The following is a 26633-nucleotide window of genomic DNA, read 5'->3' as shown; positions in this document are numbered from 1 at the left end:
ATGGCACATAAAAAGGGCGTAGGTTCCTCGCGCAACGGTCGCGATTCCAACCCGAAGTACCTCGGCGTCAAGATCTTCGGTGGCCAGGCCATCGGCGCCGGCAACATCATCGTGCGTCAGCGCGGCACCCAGTTCCACCCGGGCGCTGGCGTCGGCCTGGGCCGCGACCACACGCTGTTTGCGCTGGTCAACGGCAAGGTCGAGTTCTCGGTCAAGGGTGCGAAGAAGCGTCGTACCGTCAGCGTGGTTGCCGAGGCGTAATCGCCCGCTCCATGCAGGCCAGTTCACAGCCGCGCCAGCGCGGTTGCGAACGACACGGAGAGCCCCGCTTCGGCGGGGTTTTTCGTTTGACGGCTGGGAATCGGGAATGGGGAATGGGAATCGGAAAAGCCGGCTCCTAACTCCGTTTCGCTCTCTGCTGTCGTGCCGGTGAGTGCGCTCGCTGGCAGGAGTCACGCCGCTCTTCTATGGCCGATTCCCCATTCCCTATTCCCAATTCCCGGTTGTAAGCTCATGAAGTTAGTCGACGAAGCAGAAATCCTGGTGACCGCCGGTAATGGCGGCAATGGCTGTGTCGGCTTTCGCCGCGAGAAGTTCATTCCGCTTGGCGGGCCCGATGGTGGCGACGGCGGTGCCGGCGGCAGCGTCTGGATCGTCGCCGACGAGAACGTCAACACCCTGGTCGACTTCCGTCATGAGCGCACCTTCAAGGCGCAGCGCGGCGAGAACGGCATGGGCCGCCAGGCCTATGGCAAGGGTGGCGAGGATCGCGTCATCGTGGTGCCGGTCGGCACCATGGTCGTCAATGTGCAGACCGATGAAGTGATCGGCGACCTCACCCAGCACGGCGATCGCCTGCTGGTCGCCAAGGGCGGCAAGGGCGGCCTTGGCAACATGCATTTCAAAAGCTCGGTCAACCGTGCGCCGCGCCAGTCCACCACCGGTGAGGAAGGCGAAGAGCGCCTGCTCAAGCTGGAGCTCAAGCTGCTGGCCGATGTCGGCCTGCTGGGCTTCCCCAACGCCGGCAAGAGCACGTTGATCCGCGCGGTGTCCTCGGCAACGCCCAAGGTGGCCGACTATCCGTTCACCACGCTGTATCCGAATCTGGGTGTGGTCAGCGTCGAGGCCTACCGCAGCTTTGTGATCGCCGACGTGCCGGGCCTGATCGAAGGTGCCGCCGATGGCGCCGGCCTGGGCACGCAGTTCCTGCGCCATTTGCAGCGCACGCGCCTGCTGCTGCATCTGGTGGATATTTCGCCGATGGACGGGGGTGTGGATGCGTCGCCGGTGGATCAGGTGCGCACCATCGAGCGCGAGCTGGAGCGCCACGACCCCGAGCTGCTGAAGAAGCCGCGTTGGCTGGTGCTCAACAAGGCCGACCTGATGTTCGAGGACGAGGCGCGTGCCGCCGCCGAAACCATCGTGGCCGAGCTGGGCTGGACCGCGCCGTGGTACCTGGTGTCCGCGCTGGGGCGCGATGGCACCTTCCCGATCATGAAGGACGTCATGGCATTCTTCGACCGCCAGCGCGAGGACGAGCTCGAGGCGCGCAATGCGGGCTGAGTGCACGGACAGGCACACAAAAAACCCGGCCGAGGCCGGGTTTTTCTGTGCTACCGGAAGTCAGGCTTCCGGCGACGTCGCAGCTGATCGCTTACGCGGCCTTGATGGCCTTGATGCGAGCGGTCAGGCGGCTCTTGTGACGCGCAGCCTTGTTCTTGTGAATCAGGCCACGGGCGCTGAAACGGTCGAGGATGGGCTGAGCAACGGCGAAAGCAGCTTCGGCGCCTGCAGCATCGTTGGCGTCAAGGGCCTTGATCACCTTCTTGACGGCGGTGCGCAGCATCGAACGCTGGCCCGTGTTGCGCTCGTTGCGCACGACGGTCTGCTTGGCGCGCTTCTTGGCGGACTTGATATTGGCCACGGTGGTGGGTTCCTGAAAAATCGGTATGGTGGAAAAAGCAAGCGGGAAAGTATGATGGGCTTAGTTATGTACGTCAAGTCAGTTGTCAAGAGGGAGGCTGCGTGAGCAAGCCTGGCATGTTGAGGGGCCTGCTCTCATTCAGCAGTATGACCATGGTGTCGCGGGTGCTGGGACTGGTGCGCGACCAAGTCATCACCACCACCTTCGGCACCAACGCGGTGACCGATGCCTTTTGGGTGGCCTTCCGGGTACCCAATTTCCTGCGCCGGCTCTTTGCCGAAGGGTCCTTCGCCACCGCGTTCGTGCCGGTGTTCACCGAGGTCAAGGAAACCCGTCCGCACGCCGAGCTGCGCGAGTTGATGGCGCGCGTGGCCGGCACCCTGGGTGGAACGCTACTGCTGGTCACCGCGCTTGCGCTGATCTTCGCGCCGGCGCTGGCCACGCTGTTTTCCAGCGGGGTCGATACGGATCCGGCCAAGCATGGCCTGCTGGTGGATCTGTTTCGTCTGACGTTCCCGTTCCTGCTCTTCGTCTCGCTGACCGCGCTGGCGGGCGGGGCGCTGAACAGTTTTCAGAAGTTCGCCATGCCGGCGCTGACTCCGGTGATCCTCAACCTGTGCATGATCGCCGGCGCCGTGTGGCTGGCGCCGAAGCTGGGTGGTACGCCGGAGAAGCAGATCATCGCGCTGGGCTGGGCGGTGCTGGCGGCAGGCATGCTGCAGTTGTTGTTCCAGCTGCCTTCGCTGAAAGGCATCAACCTGCTGACCCTGCCGCGCTGGGGCTGGCGACATCCAGGGGTGCGCAAGGTGCTGACCCTGATGGTGCCGACCCTGTTTGGCTCATCGATCGCGCAGATCAACCTGCTGCTGGACACCGTCATCGCGGCCAAGCTGACCGATGGCTCGCAGTCGTGGCTGTCGCTGGCCGACCGCTTCCTGGAACTGCCGCTGGGCGTGTTCGGGGTGGCGCTGGGCACGGTGATCCTGCCGGCGCTGGCGCGCCATCACGTCAAGACCGACCGCGCGGCGTTTTCTGGTGCGTTGGACTGGGGCTTCCGCACCACGCTGTTGATTGCGATGCCGGCAATGTTCGGATTGCTGCTGCTGGCCGAGCCCCTGGTGGCGACCTTGTTCCAGTATCGGCAGTTCACTGCCTTCGATACGCGGATGACCGCGATGTCGGTCTATGGCCTGAGCTTCGGTCTGCCGGCCTACGCCATGCTCAAGGTGGTGCTGCCGGCGTTCTACGCCCGCCAGGACACCCGCACCCCGGTGCGTGCCGGCGTGGCGGCGCTGATCGCCAACATGGTGTTCAATTTCGCGTTGCTGGCGGTGGTCTACCAGATCATGGTGCCGCCCGAACTCAAGGCGCAGGGCGTAATGCAGGCGCTGGGCAAGCAGCCTGGCCTGCACCTGGCGCTGGGCATAGCGAGCGCGCTGTCGAGTTATCTCAACCTGGGTTTGCTGTGGTACTGGCTCGGCAAGTCCGGGGTGTACCAGCGCCGGCCGGGGTGGGGCGGCTATGCAGCGCGCCTGCTGCTGGCATGCGCGGCGATGGTGACAGTGCTGTTGGGCCTGCTGTGGTGGCTGCCATCGTTCACCGTGATGGAGAAGTGGGATCGTATCGGTTGGTTGGCGGTGCTGGTCGGCAGTGGCGGGCTGACCTATGTGGTCGCGCAACTGGCGTTGGGCTTGCGGCCGCGGCATCTGCGCGAGAGCTGAGTCGCGGATGCCGAACACTGTAGTGGTCCCTGGCGAGCGCCGCTGATGTCTGCGCTCTTCAAGGGCCGCGCAGTCGTGGAAGCTCCGCCGCGGTCTTTGCCGACGGTGCGGCTGGGGGGCGATTGTCGGCCGCCGCCCGCCAAGGCCGCGTGTGCTGGTGACGCTGCGCGTGCCGGGCCCCTGCCCATGCGGCTTGACAGGCACGGCTATACTTACAGGTTATGTATCAGCGAGGGTCGGCCGCCAGGTCGGCATCTGTTTGGATCGAGGAATGAGCAGGCTGTTTAGAGACGTCGAGGGCGGGACGCTGTTCCCGCACGGAAGCGTGGTCTGCATCGGCGCCTTCGATGGCCTGCACCTGGGGCATCGGACGTTGGTGCAGCACGCCATCGCGCGTGCGCGTGCGTTGGGCGTGCCAGCGGTGGCGTTGAGCTTCGAGCCGCTGCCGCGCGAATTTTTCGCCCCGGCCGCGCCGCCGCCGCGGCTGACCCTGGCGCGCGCCAAGATCGAAGGCCTGTACGACTTCGGTGCCGACAGCGTTGGCCTGATCCGTTTCGACGGCCGCTTGTCGGCCATGCCTGCAGAAGAGTTCGTGCGCCTGGCGCTGGTGGGTCGGCTGTGTGCGCGCGAAGTGTGGATCGGCCCGGAGTTCCGGTTCGGCCATCGGCGTGGCGGCGATACCGCATTGCTGCATGCGTTGGGTGAGCAGCATGGATTTGCGGCTGGCGAAATCGCGCCGGTGCACCTGCATGGCGAACGGATTTCTGCCACGCGCATTCGCGAGCTGCTGGGCACCGGCGAGTTCGTGCATGCCGGCGAACTGCTCGGCCGCCCGTATACCATCGGTGGGCGGGTGGTGCGCGGCAAACAACTGGGGCGCACGCTGGGCTACCCGACTGCCAATCTGCGGTTTCCGCGCACTCCTGCGTTATCGGGCATCTATGCGACCTGGGTGCATGGCGTGGCCGAGCGGCCGTGGCCATCGGTGTCCAGCTTCGGAACGCGGCCCACCGTGGCCGGTGTGGAGCCGTTGCTGGAAGCGCACCTGTTCGATTTTCAGGGCGATTTGTATGGCCGGCATATCGAAGTCGAATTCGTCGCCAAGCTGCGCGACGAAGAAAAGTTCGATGGGCTCGATGCGCTCACCGTGCAGATGCACCGCGATGCCGAGCAGGCGCGCGCCGTGCTCAAGGCGAGCCCTTCGCGACTGCCTGCTGCCGATGAAAGCGTTGCACGCTCCGCCGGTCTTTCCATGCAGGGGCAACACGGCGGTTCTTCGCGCCGCTTGGCAGAGGCAGACGCCGTCGATGCCACTCCCTCGCAACATCCCCGTCCATCACCTCATGCAGCGCAACGGTAGATTCCTGTGACCCACGACTACAAAGCCACTCTCCATCTGCCTGCGACGGAATTCCCGATGCGCGGCGACCTGCCCAAGCGCGAGCCGGCGATGCTGGACCGCTGGGAGCGCGAGGGGCTGTATGCGCAGCTGCGCGCCAACGCGGCAGGGCGCCCGTTGTTCGTGCTGCACGACGGTCCGCCGTATGCCAATGGCCAGATCCATCTGGGCCACGCGGTCAACAAGATCCTCAAGGACATCATCGTCAAGTCGAAGTATCTGGCTGGCTTCGATGCGCCGTACATCCCCGGCTGGGACTGTCACGGCCTGCCGATCGAGATCGCGATCGAAAAGAAATACGGCAAGGTCGGCGTCAAGCTCGACGCGGCCGAGTTCCGTCAGAAGTGCCGCGAATACGCGACCGAGCAGATCGATCTGCAGCGGCGCGACTTCAAGCGCCTGGGCGTGGTCGGCGATTGGGACAACCCGTACAAGACGCTGGATTTCCGCTTCGAAGCCAACGAAATCCGCGCGCTGGCCAAAGTGGTCGATAACGGCCATCTGACCCGCGGCGTCAAGCCGGTGCATTGGTGCTTCGATTGCGGCTCGGCGCTGGCCGAGGCCGAGATCGAATACGCCGACAAGGTGTCGCCGACCGTGGATGTGGCCTATCCGGCGCGCGATCCGGCGGCGGTCGCTGCTGCGTTCGGCGCCAGCCTGCCGGCAGGCACCAGCGTGGCGGTGCCGATCTGGACCACCACGCCGTGGACGCTGCCGGCATCTCTGGCAGTGAGCCTGGGCGCAGAGCTCGATTACGTGCTGGTCGAAGGCCCGGCCGATCGCGGTCAGCCGCGCTGGCTGGTGGTGGCCGAAGCCCTGGCGGCCAGGGTGCTGACGCGCTATGGCGTGGACGACGTGACGGTGCATGGCCATGCCAAGGGCGCCGTGCTGGACCAGATGCTCCTCAATCACCCCTTCTATGCCGAGCGCGAGATCCCGCTGCTGCTGGGCGAGCACGTCTCTGCCGAGGAAGGCACCGGCGCCGTGCATACCGCGCCCGGTCATGGTCAGGAGGACTATCAGGTGTCCAAGCAGTACGGCCTGCTGGAGCGCTACACCGCCGCGCAGATCAATCCGGTGGACGGGCGTGGTGTGTATCTGCCCTCCACGCCGCCGCTGGGCGACACCGTGCTGGCCGGTCTGCATATCTGGAAGGCCAACGACATCATCATCGAGGCGCTGCGCGACACCGGCGTGTTGCTGGCGGCGAGCAAGATGGAGCATAGCTACCCGCATTGCTGGCGCCACAAGACGCCGATCGCGTTCCGCGCCACGCCGCAGTGGTTCATCTCGATGGAGCAGGCCAACCTGCGCGCCGATGCGCTCAAGGCCATCGAGCAGGTGACCTGGTACCCGGCGTGGGGCCAGGCGCGCATCGCCGGCATGGTCGAAGGCCGCCCGGACTGGACCATCTCGCGCCAGCGCACCTGGGGCGTGCCGATCGCCTTGTTCGTGCACCGCGAAACCGGAGAGCCGCATCCGCGCAGCACCGAACTGCTGCGCCAGGTGGCCGACCGCGTAGAGCTGGGCGGCGTGGACGTGTGGTACACGCTGGACGCGGCCGAACTGCTGGGCGATGAAGCGGCCGACTACGACAAGATCACCGACATCCTGGATGTGTGGTTCGACTCCGGCGTGACGCATGAGGCAGTGCTGGTCGACCGCGGCCTGCCCAAACCGGCCGATCTGTATCTGGAAGGCTCCGACCAGCACCGCGGCTGGTTCCAGTCCTCGCTGCTGAGCGGCGTGGCGATGGACAAGGCGGCGCCCTACAAGCAGTGCCTCACCCATGGCTTCACCGTGGACGAGCACGGCCGCAAGATGTCCAAGTCAGACAAAAACGGGATCGAGCCGCAGGAGATCATCAAGACCCTGGGCGCGGATATCCTGCGCCTGTGGATCGCATCGGCCGATTACAGCAGCGAAATGTCGCTGTCGCAGGAGATCCTCAAGCGCAACGCTGATGCGTATCGCCGTCTGCGCAATACCGCGCGCTTCCTGCTCGGCAATCTGCATGGCTTCGACCCGCTGCAGCATCTGGTGGCGCTGGACGACATGGTGCTGCTGGACCGCTGGATCGTGCATCGCGCGCATGAGCTGCAGGAAAAGATCGTCGCCGCCTATGCGCGCTACGACTTCGCCGAGATCGTGCAGGCGCTGCTGAATTTCTGCAGCGTGGACCTTGGCTCGTTGTACCTGGACGTCACCAAGGACCGTCTGTACACGATGGCCGAAGACGCGCGCGGTCGCCGCTCGGCGCAGAGCGCGATGTATCACGTGGCCGAAGCGTTCGTGCGCTGGGTGGCGCCGGTGCTGACCTTTACTGCCGAAGAGTTGTGGGCGTATCTGCCGGGCGAGCATGTCGGCAACGTGTTGTTCGCTACCTGGTACGACGGGCTGGCGCCGCTGCCTGCCGCTGCCGCGCTGACCAGTGCGGATGTCGACAAGTTGCTGGCCCTGCGCGAGCAGGTGTCCAAGGTGCTGGAGCCGATGCGTGCCAATGGCGCCATCGGTGCGGCGCTGGAAGCGGAGATCACCGTGGCCGCCGATGCGCAGACCGCCGCGCGCTGGCAGCCACTGGCCGAGGAACTGCGCTTTCTGTTCATCAGTGGCGACGTCACCGTGACCGCGGCCAGTACCGACGACATCTTCGTCAGCGCGCAGCCGACCACCAAGGCCAAGTGCGTGCGCTGCTGGCACCACCAGGCCAGCGTGGGCAGCGATGCGCGTCACCCGGAGCTGTGCAGCCGTTGCGTCAGCAATATCGAAGGCCCTGGCGAGGATCGTCGCTGGTTCTAGCGTCGCTGGTTCTGATGTCGTGATTGCTTCTCCCGCGAGCGGGAGTCCGTTTCAATACACCTTCTCCCGCGAGCGGGAGAAGGTGGCGCGCAGCGCCGGATGAGGGTCGTACCGGCGCATCCGGCGGTGCTTGCCGATTTGCCCGTCGGGCAGCTTCTCCCGAGCCCGGGAGTAGCAACAGCTAAGGTGATTCCATGACCGCAAGACCCAAACCCTCTGCTTTGATCTGGCTCGTGCTGTCGGCTGTCGTAATCGGCCTGGACCAGTGGAGCAAGGCCTGGGTGCTGTCCAGCCTGCCCGAGTACACCCCGGTGCCGGTCATCGACGGCTTCTGGAACTGGTACCGCACCTATAACACCGGCGCTGCCTTCAGCTTTTTGAGCGATGCCGGCGGCTGGCAGCTGTGGTTCTTCACCGCGTTGGCGGTGGGCATCAGCGGCCTGCTGGCGTTCTGGCTGTCGCGCACCGCGCGCGGCGAATGGCGTAGTGCGCTGCCGTATGCGCTGGTGATCGGCGGGGCGATCGGCAATGTGATCGACCGGCTGCTGCATGGCCACGTGGTCGATTTCATCCAGTGGTACATCGGCAGCCACACCTGGCCGTCATTCAATATCGCCGACTCGGCCATTGTGGGCGGTGCCATCGGGATTGCGCTGTTCGGGCTGTTCGACAAGGGCGGCAAGCGCGAGCCGGGAATCGGGAATCGCCCCTGAAGCCCGGCTACCGATGCGTGCCGCTTGGTCCGACCCCTCTTTCTCCATTCCCGTAGAATGCCCGCCATGGATGTCCTGCTCGCCAATCCCCGTGGTTTTTGCGCCGGTGTCGACCGCGCGATCGAGATCGTCAAGCGCGCGATCGAGACGCTGGGTGCGCCGATCTATGTACGTCACGAAGTGGTGCATAACCGTTTCGTGGTCGACGACCTCAAGCAACGCGGCGCGATCTTCGTCGAAGAGCTCGACGAGGTGCCCGATAACGCCACGGTGATCTTCAGCGCGCACGGCGTCTCGCAGGCGGTGCGTCAGGAGGCCGAGCGCCGTGGCTTGAAGGTGTTCGACGCCACCTGCCCGCTGGTGACCAAGGTGCATTTCGAGGTCGCGCGGCATTGCCGGGCCGGCCGCGATGTGGTGCTGATCGGCCATGCCGGGCACCCTGAAGTGGAAGGCACCATGGGGCAGTGGAGCCGCGAGCGTGGCCCGGGCACGATCTACCTGGTCGAAGATATCGAGCAGGTCGCCACGCTGCAGATCAATCAGCCGGAAAACCTCGCTTACACGACCCAGACCACGCTGTCGGTCGACGACACCATGGGCATCATCGAGGCGCTGCGCGCGCGCTACCCGGCGATGCAGGGTCCGCGTCACGACGACATCTGCTACGCCACCCAGAACCGCCAGGACGCAGTGCGCGATCTGGCGCGCCAGTGCGACCTGGTGCTGGTGGTCGGCTCGCCCAATAGCTCCAATTCCAACCGGCTGAGCGAACTCGCCCGCCGCGACGGGGTGGAGTCGTACCTGATCGACAACGCCAGCGAGATCGATCCGGCCTGGGTTGTCGGCAAGCAGCACATCGGCCTTACCGCCGGCGCTTCCGCACCGCAGGTGCTGGTGGATGGCGTGCTGGCGCGGTTGCGCGAGCTGGGCGCTGGCACTGTGTCCGAGCTGGAAGGTGAGCCCGAATCGATGGTGTTCGCACTGCCCAAGGAGCTGCGGCTGCGTCTGGTCAGCTGACTGCGCGTCGTTGCCCAACGTCGGTCGGGCAGGGTGGGCAGCGTCTGGATGCCGTCAGATAATGGTTCTGACCACACGCAGGCCGCCGGCCACTGCGGCGATTGACCAGCCCCCGGCTCCGCTCCTACAATGCACGGCTCGCCGGAATAGCTCAGTTGGTAGAGCGGCGCATTCGTAATGCGTAGGTCGTAGGTTCGATTCCTATTTCCGGCACCATCGCGTCAGTACTGGGTCGGCCCTTGGTCGGCCCAGTTGCGTTTTTGACGTCTGCAAGCGGATTTCACGCTTTTGTCGCATGCAGTGCAGTGCGACTGCAGCCAGCCACGACGGCCGGCATGGCCTCCATCTTTAGCTTGCGCTGCGCTGCGACAACATGTCGCACGATTTTGCGCGCATTTATTGCGGCAGATCATTGCCAATGGGTTTCGTGCAGGTGCAGCAAAGATTAAAATTGCTGCGCTAACCCGTGACTTCGGTCTGCGCGGGCCCGCCTTCAACAAGAAGGGCACCGTCGGACATCTCCTTCGCTGGAGACGAAGCGCGGCTGGCGTTCCTTCGCACTTGGATCGACCGATGATTCCGCTGAAACATCTCGGGCGTTTACTTCGTCCAGGTCTGATGTTGCCGTTCCTGCTGTTGGCAGGCTGCAACTCGGCCATCCTCAATCCGAAAGGCCAGATCGGCCACGACGAGAAGCAACTGCTGATCACCTCCGTGGTGCTGATGCTGATCGTGGTCATCCCGGTGATCGTGATGACGATTGCGTTTGCGTGGAAATACCGCGCATCCAACACGAAGGCGCGCTACGAGCCGGATTGGTCGCACTCCACCGCCATCGAAGTGGTGGTGTGGTCGATCCCGTGCGTGATCATCCTGGTGCTGGCGGTGCTGACCTGGCGCTCGTCGCATGCGCTGGACCCGTACCGTCCGCTGGATTCGGACGTCAAGCCGATCAACATCGAAGCGGTGTCGCTGGACTGGAAGTGGATGTTCATCTACCCGGATCAGAACATCGCCACCGTCAACGAGATCGCGTTCCCGGTGCACACGCCGCTGAACTTCAAGATCACCTCCGATACGGTGATGAACTCGTTCTTCATTCCGCACCTGGGCACCATGATCTACGCGATGGCGGGCATGGAAACCAAGCTGCATCTGGTGGCCGACGAGCCCGGCGAATACTTCGGCCTGTCGACCAACTACAGCGGTCACGGCTTCTCGAAGATGAGCTTCAAGGCGCATGCGGTCGATCAGGCCGGCTTCGACGCGTGGGTGGCCAAGGTCAAGGCATCGCCGACGTCCTTGAATGCCGCCGAATATCAGGTGTTGGCTGCCAGTCGCAACGACAAAGAACAGTATCCGGTCACCTACTACTCGTCGGTGCAGGACGGCATGTTCCGGTCGCTGGTCGACAAATACATGAATGGTCCGGGCCATAGCAAGGGCCATGGCGACCATGAGGCATCGGCTGCAGAGCCGGTCGCCATGTGCACTTCTGGAGACAAGTGATGCTAGGCAAACTTACCATCGAGGCGGTTCCGTACCACGAGCCGATCATCATGATCGCGCTGGGTGGTGCAGGCCTGCTCGGCCTGCTCATCGCGGGCGCCATCACCAAGTACAAGCTGTGGGGCTACCTGTGGAAGGAGTGGTTCACCTCGGTGGATCACAAGCGCATCGGCGTGATGTACATCATCGTGGCGCTGGTCATGTTGCTGCGCGGTTTTGCCGATGCGGCCATGATGCGTACCCAGCAGGCATTGGCGGGTAACGGTGGCGAAGGCGTGCTGCCTCCGCACCATTACGACCAGATCTTTACCGCGCATGGCGTGATCATGATCTTCTTCATGGCCATGCCGTTCATGACTGGCCTGTTGAACCTGATCGTGCCGCTGCAGATCGGTGCACGCGACGTGGCGTTTCCGTTCCTGAACTCGCTGAGCTTCTGGCTGTTCGTGGCCGGCGCAGCGTTGATCAACATTTCGCTCGGCGTCGGTGAATTCGCGCAGACCGGTTGGCTGGCGTATCCGCCGTTGTCTGGGCTGGAATACAGTCCAGGGGTCGGTGTCGATTACTACATCTGGGCGTTGCAGGTCTCGGGCTTAGGCACGTTGCTGACCGGCGTGAACTTCTTCGTGACGATCATGCGGATGCGCGCGCCAGGCATGACCCTGATGCGCATGCCGATCTTCACCTGGACTGCGTTGATCACCAACATCCTGATCATCGCTGCATTCCCGATCCTGACCGTGGCGCTGGCGCTGCTGGGTGCCGACCGTTACCTGGGCACGCACTTCTTCACCAACGACGGTGGCGGCAACGCCATGATGTACGTCAACCTGATCTGGATCTGGGGTCACCCGGAGGTCTACATCCTGATCCTGCCGGCGTTCGGCATCTTCTCCGAGTTGATCGCCACCTACAGCCGCAAGCGGTTGTTCGGTTACACCTCGATGGTCTACGCCACCTCGTGCATCGGTGTGCTGTCGTTCGTGGTGTGGTTGCACCACTTCTTCACCATGGGCTCGGGTGCCAACGTCAATGCCTTCTTCGGCATCACGACGATGATCATCTCGATTCCGACCGGCGTGAAGATCTTCAACTGGCTGTTCACCATGTTCCGCGGTCGCGTGCACATGACCTCGCCGGTGCTGTGGACGATCGGCTTCATCATCACCTTCACCATCGGCGGCATGACCGGCGTGATGCTGGCGATTCCGGCCGTGGATTTCGTGCTGCACAACAGCCTGTTCCTGATCGCGCACTTCCATAACGTGATCATCGGCGGCGTGGTGTTCGGTTACCTGGCAGGTCTGACCTACTGGTTCCCGAAGGCGTTCGGCTTCAAGCTCAACGAGAAGATCGGCAAGGCCTCGTTCTGGTGCTGGATCATCGGCTTCTTCGTGGCTTTCATGCCGCTGTACGTGCTCGGCTTCATGGGCATGACCCGTCGCATGAACACCTACAACCATCCCGAGTGGGCGCCGTGGCTGTATGTCGCTGCGGTGGGTGCTGCGATCATCGGCATGGGCATCTTCCTGAATCTGGTGCAGATCGCGTACAGCGTGTGGAAGCGCAAGGAGCACATGGACTACACGGGCGATCCGTGGGATGGCCGTACGCTGGAGTGGGCAACCTCTTCGCCGCCGCCGTTCTACAACTTCGCCGTGCTGCCGCACATCGACGACCGCGATCAGTTCTGGGCCGACAAGCAGAACGGCAAGGGCTGGGTGCGTCCGTCCAAGTACGAAGCCATCCACATGCCGCGTAACACCGGTGCAGGTGTGTATATCGGTGCCTTCAGCGTGCTGATGGGCTTCGGTCTGATCTGGCACATCTGGTGGCTGGCCATCCTCGGCCTGGTGGGCATGATCGGTAGCTTCATCGTGCGCACCTTCGATGACGACATCGATTACTGGGTGCCGGCCGATGAAGTGGAGCGCATCGAAAACGCGCGCTTCGCCCTGCTCGAACAGCAACAGGCGGCGCAGGCCGCGAAGGTGGTATGACCATGGCTTCCTCGACCACGCTTGACCACGCCGCCCACGCGGGCGGCCACGATCACGACCACGAGCATCACGACGGCGGTGGCAACACCGTCTTCGGGTTCTGGGTCTATCTGATGAGCGACTGCTTGCTGTTTGCCGGTCTGTTCGCCACCTATGCGGTGCTCTCCGGCGCCACGGTGGACGGGCCGACCGCCAAGGAGCTGTTCGATCTGAAGTTCGTGTTGGTGGAAACCTTCCTGCTGCTCTTCAGCAGCTTGAGCTTCGGCTTCGCGATGATCTCTGCGCACAAGCGCAGCATGACCGGCCTGTATGGCTGGCTGGGCGTGACCGCGCTGCTGGGTATCGGCTTTCTGTGCATGGAAGTCTGGGAGTTCAACCACCTGATCCATGAAGGTGCCGGCCCGGGGCGCAGCGCGTTCCTGTCCGCCTTCTTCACCCTGGTCGGAACCCACGGTTTGCACGTGGCGTCGGGCCTGTTGTGGATGGCAGTGCTGGTGATTCAGATCTCCAAGAACGGCCTGACTGCGCGCAACAGCACGCGTCTGGCCTGCCTGAGCCTGTTCTGGCACTTCCTGGACATCATCTGGATCGGTGTGTTCACCGTCGTCTATCTGCTGGGAGCGCTGTAATGGCCAATCACCACCACACCGAGACCGCGGCCGATGCGCATGCCGGCGGTTTGAAGTCCTACCTGATCGGCTTCGTCATGGCCGTCATCCTTACCGTCATCCCGTTTGCGATGGTGATGAGCGGGGCGTTCTCCAAGGGCGTCACCATCGTCGTGATCTCGGTCATGGCTGCGGTGCAGATGCTGGTGCACATGGTGTACTTCCTGCATATGGATCGCACGCCCGAGCAGCGCTCCAACGTGCAGGTGGGCCTGTTCTCGCTGCTGATCATCGGCATCGTGATCGTCGGTTCGCTGTGGGTGCTGCACAACATGAACGTCAACATGATGCATTGAGACGGCGCCACGCCGGATCGCGTCATGCTGTTATGAAGAAAGCCGCCAGCGATTGGCGGCTTTTTTTTGCGCATGAATTTGCCTGCGGCATGACCAATGGCATACGGGGAAGCCGTGGTGGGCGCTTAGCATCGTGGGCTTGCCTGTTCCAGGTCACCCGCGGAGTTGCGATGAAGATGCCCACCCTGTTGTCCGTGTCGTTGCTGGCAGCGCTGTCGTTGCCCGCCGCCGCGCAAACCGCGCCGCCGCAGGACGTGCCGTTCGACGGCACCTTGAAGATCGACGTCGATGCCACCGACCTGGCGCACCGCATCTTCAAGGTCAAGACCACCATGCCGGCAAAGCCCGGCCCGATGACGCTGCTGTATCCGCAGTGGATTCCCGGCAATCATTCGCCCACCGGCCCGATCGACAAGCTGGCCGGTCTGGTGATCAAGGTCGATGGCAAGGTAGTGCCGTGGAAGCGCGACCAGTTCGATGTGTACGCCTTCACCGTGGACGTACCGCAGGGTGCCACCGAGCTGGTGGCCGAGTTCAAGTTCCTCTCGCCGCAGGCCCCTAACCAGGGCCGCGTGATGATGACTCCGGAGATGCTCAACCTGCAGTGGAACACCACGGCGCTGTATCCGGCCGGCGTCTTCGCACGCAACATCAAGGCGCAGGCCAGCGTGACGCTGCCAGCCGGCTGGAGCTATGCCACGGCGCTGGAAACCGACCGCCGCGTCGGCGACACCGTGACCTTCAAGCCGATCGATTTCGACGACCTGGTCGATTCGCCGATGTTCGCCGGCAAGTACTACAAGCGCGTGGAGCTAAGCGCCGGCAAGCAGCCGGTCTACCTCAACGTGTTCGCCGACGAAGCCAAGTCGCTGGAGGCCAAGCCCGAGCAGATCAAGGCGCATGCTTCGCTGGTGCAGCAGATGGACAAGCTCTACGGCGCGCGCCATTTCGATCACTACGAATTCCTGCTGGCGCTGACCAAGAAGTTGGGCGGCATCGGCCTGGAGCATCACCGCTCCAGCGAAAACAGCGGTGTGCCCACTTACTTCACCGAGTGGGACAAGAGTTGGACCGGGCGCGACCTGCTCGCACACGAGTTCAATCATTCGTGGAACGGCAAGTACCGCCGCGGCGCCGATCTGGCCACGCCCAACTTCAACGTGCCGATGGGCGACAGCCTGCTGTGGCTGTACGAGGGCCAGACCCAGTTCTGGGGCGAAGTGATGGCCGCACGTTCGGGCCTGTGGACGCAGGATCAGGCGCGCGAGATGCTGGCCGGCGTGGCGGCAAGCTACGAGCGCGGTCGCCCCGGCATGGCCTGGCGCACGGTGCAGGACACCACCAACGACCCGACCATGTCGATGCGCCGTCCCAAGGCATACCGCAGCTATCAGATGGCCGAAGACTATTATTCCGGCGGCCAGATGATGTGGCTGGAAGTGGACAGCAAGCTGCGCGCGCTGACCAACAACAAGCGCTCCATCGACGATTTCGGCAAGGCGTTCTTCGGCATGAAGAACGGCGATTGGGACGTCAATCCGTACACCTTCGACGACATTGTCGCCACGCTCAACGGCGTGGCCGCCTACGACTGGGCCAGCCTGTTGCGCAGCCGCATGGACGGGCATGGTTCCTTGAACGGCGGCATCGAAGCCAATGGCTGGAAGCTGGTCTACAACGAGGAGCCGAATCTGGCCACCAAGGCCGACGAGAGCGATGACAAGGATGCCAGCCTGACCTATTCGCTTGGACTGTCTTTGAAAGCCTCGGGCGATATCAGCGATGTGTTGTGGGACGGCCCGGCCTTCAACGCCGGCTTGATCGTCGGCAATACGATCGTGGCGGTCAACGGCCGCGCCTTCAGCAGTGAGGTGATCAAGGACGCCATCAAGGCAGCCAAGGGCACCACCGCGCCTATCGAGTTGCTGGTCAAACGCCTGGATCGTTACGACACCGTGCGCATCGATTACCACGGCGGTCTGCTGTATCCGCATCTGGAACGCATCGCCGGCAAGCCTGACCGTTTGAGCGAGCTGTATAAAGCCAAGTAAGTGACTGACGTGCGTGCGTCAGCGTGCATGTCGCCAACGCAGCCGCAGGGTCGACGGACGTCGATCCTGCGGCTTTTTTATGGCTGCAGAATCAGAATTCCCTGATCGCGTGCCGGCCGCGCGATGCAGCGCCGTCGCGCATGCTGAGACCGTCAGCCACTATCCTGTCGCATCAACGACAACAGGCAAGACGACGATGGCGAAGGCGAAGACGGCCTATGTCTGCGGCGAGTGCGGCGCTGAGTACACCAAATGGCAGGGGCAATGCACCGAATGCGGTGTGTGGAATACGCTCAGCGAAATCGTGCTGGAAAGTGCCACCCCTGGCGGTAAGGCCTCGCCGGCGGCGTCGCGTCGCAGTGGTTGGGCCGGCAAGACCGAGGCACCCAAGATCACCGCGCTCAAGGATGTGCAGCAGTCCGAACAGGCGCGCGTGTCCACCGGCATCGGCGAGTTCGATCGCGTGCTGGGCGGTGGCCTGGTCGAAGGTGCGGTGGTGCTGATCGGCGGCGACCCGGGGATCGGCAAGTCGACGCTGCTGTTGCAGGCGCTGGCCAGCATGGCCTCAACGCTGCCGGTGCTGTACGTCACCGGCGAGGAATCGCTGGCGCAGGTAGCCGGCCGCGCGGTGCGGCTGGATCTGCCGCTGGAAGGGCTGAACGCCCTGGCCGAAACCGGCATCGAAAACATCCTGCAGCACGCCAGCGTGGCGCGGCCGAAACTGATCGTGGCCGACTCGGTACAGACCCTGTGGACCGAATCGCTGACCGCAGCGCCTGGGTCGGTCAGCCAGGTGCGCGAGAGCGCGGCGCGGCTGGTGCGCTATGCCAAGGAGACCGGTACGGCCGTGTTCCTGGTCGGGCATGTGACCAAGGAAGGCGGCATCGCTGGCCCGCGCGTGCTCGAGCACATGGTCGATGCGGTGCTGTATTTCGAAGGCGAGAGCGGCAGCCGGTTCCGCCTGTTGCGCGCGTTCAAGAACCGCTTCGGCGCGGTCAACGAGCTGGGCGTGTTCGCGATGGGCGAGAAGGGCCTCAAGGAGGTCTCCAACCCGTCGGCGATCTTCCTGTCTGGCGGCAGCACCCAGCAGCCCGGCAGCTGCGTCATGGTGACCCGCGAAGGCACCCGGCCGCTGATGGTGGAGGTGCAGGCGCTGGTGGATGCCTCGCCACTGTCCAATCCACGCCGGGTGGCGGTGGGATTGGAGCAGAACCGGCTTGCGATGTTGTTGGCGGTGCTGCATCGGCATGGCGGCATCGTGGTGGGCGACCAGGACGTGTTCGTCAACGTGGTCGGCGGCATTCGGGTGCAGGAGACCGCGGCCGATCTGCCGGTGTTGCTGGCGGTGCTGTCCTCGCTGCGCGACCGGCCGTTGTCCGAGAAGACGATTGCCTTTGGCGAAGTCGGGTTGTCCGGCGAGATCCGTCCGGTACCCAATGGCGAGGACCGTCTGAAGGAAGCCGCCACCCATGGCTTCAAGCGCGCGATCGTGCCGCGTGCCAACGCACCTAAGACGGCCAGCATCAAGGGGATGGAGATCATCGCGGTGGAGCGGCTGAGCCAGGCGCTGGAGGCCGCGGCCGACTGAGGCATGCGGGGCAGACTGCTGGCCGAGCTGACCGAGCGCCTGCCCGCAGGTGGAACTGCCCAACTTCGCCATCGCTTAACGGACTCTACCGAAGCGGGCAACCGTTTGTCGGCTGATCGCGGCAATTTGTATTCGAGTGTGAAGAAAACGTTTTCACCAGAGTGCAGCTATGGCACCATGCGCGGCCCGTTGCACTGTGCATCGGATCACAAACACCGCTGACTGCTCGTACTGGAGAACCACGATGGAATGGATGTTGTTGCCGCTCAAGCGTTACGCCGACTTCGAAGGTCGCTCGCGTCGCAAGGAATACTGGATGTTCATGCTGCTGCAGGTGATCGTTCTGGTGGTGCTGGGCATCATGTTTGGTATCGCAGCGGCGGTGATGGGGGGCGAAAACGGCCCCGGTCCGCTGGCATGGGTGGTCGGTGCCATCATGGCGATCTTCGTGTTGGCGCTGATCGTGCCCAGCATTGCCGTGACCGTGCGCCGGCTGCACGACCAGGGCAAGTCGGGCTGGTTCTACCTGATCAGCTTCGTGCCTTACGTCGGCGGGTTTATCGTGCTCGTGTTCATGTGCCTGGAAGGCACGCCGGGCCCGAACCAGTACGGCGAGAGCCCGAAGCAGTGATCGCTTCGCACAAAGTGGATTGAACGATGGCGCAGGGCTTTCCTGCGCCATCGTCGTTTAGGTGGTTTGGAGCGGCTGGCAACGCGTCGCGTGCGCTCGTGAGGTGTGCATAGACCTCACGCCGGAGCCGCATTGCAAGCGCGCTATCTCACGATTTCGCTTGCAGCCAGCCCAGGGCGAGCCATCTGGCGTGTGGCAGATCGAGCACTTCGCATCCCAGCATGGACATGCAACGTGTCGCATCTGCATCAAGCCGGCTCCTGCCTGGCGACGACGCAGGCGTTCTGTTGGCAGCTCTTGGTTTCTGCAGCGGGCGAGATGCTCCGGTGCAGCGCCTCATCGCAATCGGTTGTAAGGTTGCCTGTGTCAGGCGTCTGTTGCTCATGCAACTGGGGCGAAAAGCATTCTAAAGATCGCAAGTTGCTTCGACCGGCTGTTTGCCAACTTGGCGGAGTGCATGAACAGCGGACCGGTCTGGATTTACTATTCGCAGCCTGAGCTGCAGCCGATCCCCACTTTAGTTGATTCAACTTGGTTAAGTTGAACTAAATAGTTCGATAATGGACTTAATTGGGTGATTCAAACGCGCTGAAACCGGCAAGTGGCGGGCGCATGGCGCCATGGTAAGCCGGCGCAGGCCGCTAGCGTCACGATCGGCAACGCACTTACTTCGATAAGTGCATTGCTCTGGATTAGATCACTGCCCAATTATCGCTCAGCAAGCGGCCGCGTGGTTTCCGGCGCTGGGACTTGCGCTTTTGCCCAGCGTCAGCGGGTCCTTGTTCTGTAACGCAAGCTCCAGCTTGTAGCCATGCGAATACACGGTTCTGATGCGGACCACTCCGCTGTGGTTGCACAGCTGCAATTTTTTGCGCAGCTTGTAGATGTGCTGCTCCATGGTGCGGTCGGTGAACTCGGTGTGGCTGCCCCAGACCGCCTTGGCAAGCTGGCAGCGGCGGAAACAGACGCCGGGGCTGGAAAACAGCAGCCAGGCAATCGAGAACTCGCGTGCGGTGAGCACGATCGGCTTGCCGTGCAGGTAAACCGTGTTTTCTTCGCGGATCAGCTGGTACGGGCCGACGGTGAGGTGTTGCGATTCCTGGCAGGTCTCGGCGGCGGGAGAGATCGCCAATGCCGCCCGCACCTGCAGTTCGCAAGAGTTGAATGGTAGCGCTAACACTTCCTGCGCACCCGCTTGGTACCAGGCCAGGATGTCGTCGGGGCAGTCGAACCGCCCCAGCACGATCAGCGGTGTGGGATGGCCACTGTGGCAGCGATGCCAGGCCAGGACCGAGCTATCGTCCGAAGCGACGCAGCTTGCATCGAATATCAGCAGGTCGCAGGGCGAATGCCGCAAGCAGCGCAACAGCTCCAGCTCATCGGAAAACACCGCCAATTGGGGTGCCAACGAGGCCAGGCTCGCGTTGACCTGCGATGTCAGACGGGCGTCCTGGGTCAACAGGAACGCCGACCCATGCTTGCCGGGAGAGGAGGCGGGCATCATCCGGCCTTCCCATGACGGCACACGTACCAGTCGTGTGTGGGATGCCGGTGACGGGCGGCAGGCGCCGCTACAAAATCCACAGATAGAGATAAGTGCATTGCCATACCATCCGGCTGCGAAGGGGGGGAGGGTCTGACCGAGGTCGGACGAATGGTATGTACCATTCCCGCGGTAGAAAGTTTCATTGCCGCGTACTTTTCTTCGGGTTTGGGTCCGCGCGCTTTAACTTGCGCTCATCTACACGTCACCGAGCTCTTACGCATTGGGTATGTGGGTGTGCGTATCTACGCATATGCAGACAGCGTGCCTGGACATGTTTGTTGGCGCGGTGCGCGGAAATTGGTTGGAAAGGTCTAGACCAAGGTATTGCGATTACGGCGAGCGCTGCGCTCGCAGGGAATAGGTCAAGCGAGCAGGTAACACGAAAGTTACTTTGGTTATGAGTCGGGCGTGTGCGCAGCAGCGTGGCCACGGTCGGTCCATCGTGCTTACCGCAATTGAGCCAAATACCCCAAAATCTGCGTTCAGGCCGTGCGTTGGCAGACGTTGCCTGAAGACGCCGCGCTTGCCTGGTGATGCCGCAACCGCAACCAGCGTCCAGACGGTGGGGAATGTCCATCGCTGGACACTGCATGCGCTGTGCAAAATGGAATGCCGCATATGCAAAACGCACGGCGGAAGTATTGGAAGATAGAGTGAGATTTTTTGATTTTTGCGGTGCTCGCAGGTGGGAAATTCCATTGGATCCGCTGCATACAATCGTTTGCGCCAGCGAGACCGGCGCATGTTTGTTTTTGCTCGCCCCCCTCAGAGAGAGCCCGGCATGATCCTTTCAACCTACTTCGCAGCGATTTCTGCGTTGTCTTACGCAGATTGTCTTCCTACCTATACAAGCAGGATGCTGGTTGGTGCCTGGCCGCAAGGTCTGCAACATCTTCAACAACGCCGTGATGGCCAGGCAACGCCCGACGGCCCCGACGATGAGGTCAGCCTGCTGGGAGCCAGCGGCGATGCCTTGTTGATTCTCGAATACCAGGAAGAGGCCGAAGACGCCTACCGCCAAGCATTGAAGGCAATGCGCGGCCATCAGCGGCAGCTGCGGCTGCTCTCGTGCCGCAATACCGCCTGGTTGATGCTGAGCCAGCGGCGTTTGAGCGCGGCCCTGAACTGCTTTGCGCAGCTTGCGATGGACCGCGACACACCGGCCTGCCTGTGTGGCGAAGGTCTGCTAGGCAAGGCGCTGACCCACTTCCACCTCGGCCAGAGCACCTTGGCCCTGCAGACGTTGGAACGTGCGCGCGAGGCGCTGTCCGAGCTGGAAACCGGTGCGTCCGACTGGTTGCGCATCGCCACCGCGCTGCGTCTGGACATGATTGCCCAGCTGCGTATCCGTCGCGCCGACCGCATGAGCGACCATGTGTTCTGGCAGGCCACGCTGCGCCAGGAAGATGCGGCGCATGCCTTCGAGCCCAGCGAACTGCGTGCCTGCATCGCCGATCTGGCCGAAAGCATGCCGGTGCTGGCACAGCGGATGCGGCATGTCCGCAACCTGCTGCGGATCGCTGGTGGCGATACTTTTGGGTTCGACGCGCAGATCGATGCGCTGCCGGCCGCGGCAACCGGTTGCCCGCCCTGCGCGCGCCAGGATGCGCAGGTGGAGCTGGCGCTGGCCGCACTGGCAGTTGGCCGCGCCGATCTGGCCGAGCGTGCCCTGGCCGGTGCCGGCCGTCACCATGCGCCGCGCTGGAACCTGGAGTTCGAGTACTGCCAGGCCAAGATCAGCCAGGCGCTAGGCCGGACCGAACAGGCCCTGCTGCTGTACAACCGCTACGCGCTGGGCGCGGTGCAATGCCTGCGCAGCGAAGTGCAGGCGCCACGCCTGCTGGAAAGCGGCACCCCGGCGCACGTCAGCGACGATATCTCCGCGCGCCTGCCGGCCAAGTACCGCCGTGCCTACGGTTACATGATCACCAACGCGCACCGCTCGGACCTGTCGATCAACGAAGTAGCCGCCCAGATCGGAGTGACCGGGCGCGCGTTGCAGCAGGCATTCAAGTCGGCCACCGGGCTGTCCCCGACCCAGGTGCTGCGGCGTTACCGCATGCAGAGCATCCGCGACGAGTTGCTGGCCGAAGGCGGTTGCGGCAGCGTGTTGCAGGCGGCCAGCCGTTGGGGCGTTGGCAGCCGTTCAGCGCTGGCCAAAGGCTACCGCCAGCATTTCAATGAGGCACCGATGGAGACCCTGCAACGCTAGTCCACAGCGCCACGGCCCGGCATGCACGCCGGGCCGTGGCGCATCGTTTCCAACGGCCCGATTCAGGCGCAGTCCGCCGTAGGAACGCAGCTGTACGCACGCTGGAGCAGAAGCCGAAGTGAGACGTGCGTCCAGGAAGGCTTGCGGCTATCCTTGCTGGCTCGCACTGCCACCCAGGAGGCGCGTCCGAGGATGGGCGTGGCCGCCAAGGAAACGACGACGATCATGCAAGATCACATCTCCGAGGCGACGGACGCCTCACAGATCCGCCGCGCCGGCGTCGATCTCAATGGACTGATGTCCGTTCTCAGCAAACACTTATACTCCACACCAGTGGTCGCGCTGCGCGAGCTGGTGCAGAACGCGCACGACTCGATCCTGCGGCGCCGCTTGGAACAGCCCGATTGGCAAGGCGAATCGCGCATCCATGTGCATGGCGATCCGGCCCAGGGCATCGTGCGCATCACCGATACCGGTGCCGGGCTCACCCAGCAGGAAATCCACGATTTTCTGGCCACCGTGGGCGTGGGTTACACCCGTGGGCTGCGTCAGGGTGGGCACGAAGACAGCGGCCTGATCGGGATGTTCGGGTTGGGTTTTTTGTCGGCCTTCGTGCTGGCGCGGCGCGTTACCGTGCGCACCACCTCGTACCAGAACCCGACGTTGGGCCATTGCTACATCTCCAGCAATGCCGAGCACTACACGGTCAGCCCGATCCCGGCGCGCGCGCAGGTGGGCACCGAGGTGGTGCTGGAACTGCACGACCAGTATCTGGCACTGGCGCATGACGCGCGCCTGCACGAGATCCTGTCGCGCTACTGCGCGTTGTTGCGCGAGCCGATCTGGGTCGGTGCCGATGCGCAGCCGATCAATCCAGAGCCGCCACCGTGGCGCATGGACGATGCGGTACCGTTGCATCCGGTGCAGGCATGGCGTCGGCAACGCGAGTTTGCGGCGCGCTTCGAACGCAATTTCGAGCCGCTGTGCTGCATGCCGGTACGCGCCGCCGACGGCAGCGATGCGGTCGGCCTGTTGTGGGTGCAGGACGGCGCCACCTACGGCACCAGCGATAACCGCAATCTGTCGGTTTTCCTTCGTGGCATGTTGCTGGACGACAATGCGCGCGAATTGCTGCCGCCATGGGCCGGTTTCATCGGCGGGGTGATCGAATCCAACCGTTTGACGCCGACCGCGAGCCGCGAGGATCTGCAGCGCGATGCGGTGTATAGCTCGGTGCAGCACGCCTTGTCCGAAGCCCTGGTGCAGGGCCTGGCGGAGGTGGCGCGGCAACAGCCCGAAGCCTGGCGTCGCATCCTGTTGCGGCATAACGAGGCCTTGCTGGGTGCAGCGCTGTGCGATGAGCGCTTGTTTGACCTGCTACTGGAACATGTGCGCGTGCCGACCTCGCAAGGCGACCTGCCGGCGCAGCAGCTACCGGCACGTGGCGCGGTGCACGTGATCCTGGACAGCGACAGCGGTTTCGAAGAAATGCTGTTCCGTGCGATGGGCGTGCCGGTGGCGTACGGAAACCGCTACGCGGTAGTGCCGTTTCTGCGTCGCTGGGCGCAGGCCAAGGGCGTGCGCCTGGTCGAGCTGGGCACCGAGCATGGCAACCGCCAGTTGTTCCATCTCGATACGTTGCCGGCCGACGAACTGGCGTGGCTGGAACAGCATCTGGGCGATGGCGAGGCATTGGTTCCGGCGCGTTTCAGCCCCGAAGAGCTACCGCTGGTGGTGGTGCCCGACCGCGAGGCGGAACTCAAACGCCGGCTGGAGCAAGACGAAAACGACAAGCGTGTGTCCACTGCAGCGCTACGGCTGGCGCGGCAGTTCACCGCGCGGATCGAAGCGCGTCAAACCCAGCGGCTGTATCTCAATCTCGACAATCCTGCGCTGCAGGCATTGCTGGCCGCACAGCGTGCCGGCAACCCGCAGGCCGCGGTCGCCGCACGCTTGCTGCGCTCGCTCAAGGTGATCGTGTCTGCGCAAGGACGCGCGCAGCCGCAGACCGGCGGCGCCGAATCGGGCGGTTCGGATCTCAACAAGGCGTTCGGCGATTTTGCTGATGCCGTGACCCAATTGCTGGCGCGCTGAGCGCTGCATACGAGGAACAACGCAATGGAAATCTGGAACTGGGTGGAGAAGCTGCAGGATGATCTGGGCGAAGCCGGGCAGCCGCAAAATGCGCAGCTGCTGACGCGCCTGACCGACCATATCTGCGATCTGCAGATCGAGCGTGCCGAAGCGCTGTTGCCCGAGGCGCGTGCGCTGGGCAAGACGCTGGCCAACCCCTGGCTGGAAGTGTTTGTCGGCCATTGGGAAATGCGCAACCGGGTCGGCAATCTGTGCGAAGGCGAGCGCGCGCTGGGCGATGCGGTGGCGCTGTTCGAGCGCGCGCATCGCGCCGATGCGGTGGAGTGCCCGCAATCGGTGTGTGTCACCCAGGATCTGGCGGCCTGCTACGCCAACATCGATGGCCCGGGCTGGGTGCAAGAGCGCATCGAAGTCTGCGATGAAACCCTGGGCCGCATCGACCCGAGTTGGTCGTGCTACCAGTGCCTGAGCTGCGAAAAAGCCGATGCCTTGCTCGACGATGGCCGTGGCGATGCGGCGCTGAGCTATCTGGAGCAGCAGTCGAAGACCATCGTGGCGCACGGCGGCCAGATCTACGACGGCGTGCCGGACATGCGGATCTCGATCCTGCTGTCGTTGGGACGCGCAGCCGATGCCCTGGCGCTGATCGAACAGCGCGAAGTCGAGGCCGCGCGCGAGGGCGCGGAGTGGGCCAACTGCAGTCAACCGCGTCGCCTGCAGAAGGCGCGTGCGCTGGCGCTGTTGCAGCGCGATGAAGAAGCCATGGATGCATTGCTGCCGTGGCGCGAAGTGGCGCCACGCTATCGCCTGCATTGGTTGCGCGCGGTGGCGGTGCTGGCCTCGCGCACGCCCGAGCGCAACACCTGGGACCTGGGCAGCCGCCTGCAGGTGATGTTGGATCATTACGCGCAGGTCGGTGCGCATCGCATCCTGATCGAGGCCGCCGAACTCGCGATCGATCTGGCGCTGCAGCGCGGTGCGGTATGGACCGCACGCCGGCATCTGACGCTTGCGCGTGCGCATGTGCCCAAGTTGCGGCAGGACCGTGGCGCTACCCAAGCGTTGGATGGCTGGGCTGCGCGCATCGCATCCGCATCGGCGGGCGAAGATGCACCGGTGCCGGCCGCGCAATTGCTGGAATGGTTGAACGCGCAGGGCGACGATGCGGTGCGCAATCCCGAGCGCGAAGCGCAATGGTTGCTGCAGGCGGTGGCCGAGCTGCCGGACGATGCCGAGCTAGTCGATACCGCGGCATCCGCATTGAGCGCCTGCGCCGCAGACGAGCAAGCGATTGCGCTGCTGTGGGCGTTCGTGGAGCGGCATGCCGACCGCGAAACCAGCCCCACCTTCCGCCTGATGAATCTGTTGCTGGGCCGTGGCGATGACGCCGGTGTACGCCGTCTGGCGTTGCTGTATCGGCCGCAGGTACCGGTGGTGGCGTTGTGGTGCGAGGCCCAGCTTGCGCAGCGGTTGGCCGATTGGCCGGCGCTGGAACAGGCATGCACGGCGCTGCTGGAGCTGTCGCCCGGCTCGCATGGTGCGCGCGGGCTGCTGGCGCGCATGTACCTCAATACAGGCCGTTTTGCCGAGGCGGCCGATGTCTACCGCCAACTGATCGCGCTGATGGACGAGCCGCGTTCGGCGCATTGGGACCATATGACCGCCGCCAGTGCCGCGCAGGATTGGGATGCCGTGCGTACCTCTGCTGCCGCGATCGGCATGGAGTTGAGCAGCACCAGTGGCGTTGTCGAAGAAGACTGGGGTTGGGTGATCGTACGGTGTGTAGACGACGGCGAAGTGGCCGAGTACTACGCACGCCGCACCGGCCCGGTGACCGCGCGCATCATCGAAAACGCACCGGCCCATCGCCGTCAGCATGTGGGCGACTGGGTGGTGTTCGATGCGGACCTGTTGTATCCGGCACCGGAGGACGAGGCCGAGCGCGCGCGCTTCGTGCCGACCTATGCGCAGGTGCATGTGCTGCAAACCGGCGGCTATGGCAGCAGCTGGCTGGTGGACGGTGTACACCCCGGCGACGAGGTGATCGAGGCGATGCGCACGGATATGGAGACACGCGGCTGGAAGATGTGGCTGCATAGTCGCGACGACTATCGCGTGGTCGACCCGGATCATCCGGATGCGTTCGACCCGGAGGATGCAACGTCCGGACTGCCGGGCGTGCTGTTCACCGTGGCGCTTCCGGAGAACGTCGCGCCGCAGGAACTGCATCGCGTGCTGCGATGTACGACTTCGCGCTGGTCGCATCCGATGTGCTGGCTGCGGCTGGCCGAAGCCTGCGAGCAGGACACCCGCCCGCATCTGGAAGCGGTTGAGCGTTACGGGCTTTAAGGCGGCGTGACGCCGCAGGGATTGGGAATTCGGGATCGGCGTGCTGTGTTGCACGCCGTCCGTACCGTCGGCGGGGACGTGCGAAGGTGCGTTGATTGCCGCGCGTGCAACGATTG

At 63.8% G+C, this 26633-nt stretch carries 19 protein-coding genes and 1 tRNA gene; 18 read left to right on the top strand and 2 right to left on the bottom strand.

The window, feature by feature from the left end; translation table 11 throughout:
- The gene (rpmA, locus tag XdyCFBP7245_RS02020; RefSeq protein ID WP_104614141.1) at positions 1-261 is read left to right on the top strand and encodes a 50S ribosomal protein L27; all 261 of its coding nucleotides are present in this window, start codon (positions 1-3) and stop codon (positions 259-261) included.
- Positions 262-513: 252 nt separating this feature from the next.
- On the top strand, positions 514-1563 hold the full coding sequence (gene obgE / locus XdyCFBP7245_RS02015) for a GTPase ObgE (protein ID WP_104614140.1): 1050 nt from the start codon (positions 514-516) through the stop codon (positions 1561-1563).
- A 91-nt stretch (positions 1564-1654) separates the two neighbouring features.
- Here the strand turns inward: obgE and rpsT are convergent, their stop codons facing one another.
- Positions 1655-1924, bottom strand: coding sequence for a 30S ribosomal protein S20 (rpsT, locus tag XdyCFBP7245_RS02010; RefSeq protein ID WP_002807888.1), 270 nt, complete (start codon positions 1922-1924; stop codon positions 1655-1657).
- 116 nt (positions 1925-2040) lie between these two features.
- On the opposite strand from rpsT, the gene murJ reads away from it, so the two are divergent.
- From murJ to XdyCFBP7245_RS01945, 13 genes are all read left to right on the top strand, one after another.
- Entirely contained in the window at positions 2041-3645 is a 1605-nt protein-coding gene (murJ, locus tag XdyCFBP7245_RS02005) for a murein biosynthesis integral membrane protein MurJ (protein WP_104614139.1), read from the top strand.
- A 271-nt stretch (positions 3646-3916) separates the two neighbouring features.
- On the top strand, positions 3917-5005 hold the full coding sequence (locus tag XdyCFBP7245_RS02000) for a bifunctional riboflavin kinase/FAD synthetase (protein ID WP_104614138.1): 1089 nt from the start codon (positions 3917-3919) through the stop codon (positions 5003-5005).
- Positions 5006-5011: 6 nt separating this feature from the next.
- On the top strand, positions 5012-7843 hold the full coding sequence (gene ileS / locus XdyCFBP7245_RS01995; RefSeq protein WP_104614137.1) for an isoleucine--tRNA ligase: 2832 nt from the start codon (positions 5012-5014) through the stop codon (positions 7841-7843).
- Positions 7844-8037: 194 nt separating this feature from the next.
- A complete protein-coding gene (gene lspA / locus XdyCFBP7245_RS01990; RefSeq protein WP_104614136.1) occupies positions 8038-8556 on the top strand; it encodes a signal peptidase II in 519 nt (172 codons plus the stop codon).
- Between the two features lie 66 nt (positions 8557-8622).
- A complete protein-coding gene (gene ispH, locus XdyCFBP7245_RS01985; protein WP_104614246.1) occupies positions 8623-9573 on the top strand; it encodes a 4-hydroxy-3-methylbut-2-enyl diphosphate reductase in 951 nt (316 codons plus the stop codon).
- A gap of 140 nt (positions 9574-9713) precedes the next feature.
- Positions 9714-9789: transfer RNA gene (locus XdyCFBP7245_RS01980), tRNA-Thr, on the top strand.
- 357 nt (positions 9790-10146) lie between these two features.
- Entirely contained in the window at positions 10147-11082 is a 936-nt protein-coding gene (cyoA, locus tag XdyCFBP7245_RS01975) for a ubiquinol oxidase subunit II (protein ID WP_104614135.1), read from the top strand.
- Positions 11082-13082: a cytochrome o ubiquinol oxidase subunit I gene (gene cyoB / locus XdyCFBP7245_RS01970; RefSeq protein WP_104614134.1), complete on the top strand. Its 2001-nt coding sequence runs from the start codon at positions 11082-11084 to the stop codon at positions 13080-13082. The genes cyoA and cyoB overlap by 1 nt, the downstream gene beginning before the upstream one ends.
- Positions 13079-13711: a cytochrome o ubiquinol oxidase subunit III gene (cyoC, locus tag XdyCFBP7245_RS01965; protein ID WP_181112921.1), complete on the top strand. Its 633-nt coding sequence runs from the start codon at positions 13079-13081 to the stop codon at positions 13709-13711. The genes cyoB and cyoC overlap by 4 nt, the downstream gene beginning before the upstream one ends.
- A complete protein-coding gene (gene cyoD, locus XdyCFBP7245_RS01960; RefSeq protein WP_005989936.1) occupies positions 13711-14046 on the top strand; it encodes a cytochrome o ubiquinol oxidase subunit IV in 336 nt (111 codons plus the stop codon). Before cyoC ends, cyoD begins: the two co-directional genes overlap by 1 nt.
- 170 nt (positions 14047-14216) lie before the next feature.
- Positions 14217-16097 (top strand): M61 family metallopeptidase, encoded by a 1881-nt coding sequence (locus XdyCFBP7245_RS01955; protein ID WP_158255497.1) that lies wholly within the window; start codon positions 14217-14219, stop codon positions 16095-16097.
- Positions 16098-16293: 196 nt separating this feature from the next.
- Positions 16294-17685, top strand: a complete 1392-nt coding sequence (radA, locus tag XdyCFBP7245_RS01950; protein WP_055845525.1) for a DNA repair protein RadA — start codon at positions 16294-16296, stop codon at positions 17683-17685.
- Positions 17686-17929: 244 nt separating this feature from the next.
- Positions 17930-18316: a DUF805 domain-containing protein gene (locus XdyCFBP7245_RS01945; RefSeq protein ID WP_104614133.1), complete on the top strand. Its 387-nt coding sequence runs from the start codon at positions 17930-17932 to the stop codon at positions 18314-18316.
- Between the two features lie 715 nt (positions 18317-19031).
- Here the strand turns inward: XdyCFBP7245_RS01945 and XdyCFBP7245_RS01940 are convergent.
- A complete protein-coding gene (locus XdyCFBP7245_RS01940) occupies positions 19032-19820 on the bottom strand; it encodes a winged helix-turn-helix transcriptional regulator (RefSeq protein WP_104614132.1) in 789 nt (262 codons plus the stop codon).
- Between the two features lie 898 nt (positions 19821-20718).
- Between XdyCFBP7245_RS01940 and XdyCFBP7245_RS01935 the strand changes: the two genes are divergently transcribed.
- The 3 genes from XdyCFBP7245_RS01935 (at position 20719) to XdyCFBP7245_RS01925 (ending at position 26517) form a co-directional block, all read left to right on the top strand.
- Positions 20719-22074, top strand: coding sequence for a helix-turn-helix transcriptional regulator (locus XdyCFBP7245_RS01935; protein ID WP_211287622.1), 1356 nt, complete (start codon positions 20719-20721; stop codon positions 22072-22074).
- 225 nt (positions 22075-22299) lie between these two features.
- Positions 22300-24168 (top strand): ATP-binding protein, encoded by a 1869-nt coding sequence (locus tag XdyCFBP7245_RS01930; protein ID WP_104614244.1) that lies wholly within the window; start codon positions 22300-22302, stop codon positions 24166-24168.
- A 24-nt stretch (positions 24169-24192) separates the two neighbouring features.
- Complete coding sequence (locus XdyCFBP7245_RS01925) at positions 24193-26517, top strand: tetratricopeptide repeat protein (RefSeq protein ID WP_104614130.1); 2325 nt, start codon at positions 24193-24195, stop codon at positions 26515-26517.
- Positions 26518-26633: the final 116 nt, after the last annotated feature.

The sequence above is a fragment of the Xanthomonas dyei genome (genome assembly GCF_002939865.1).
In the GTDB taxonomy this organism is placed as follows: Bacteria; Pseudomonadota; Gammaproteobacteria; order Xanthomonadales; family Xanthomonadaceae; genus Xanthomonas; species Xanthomonas dyei.
This window is presented reverse-complemented; position numbering and strand designations above follow the sequence as displayed.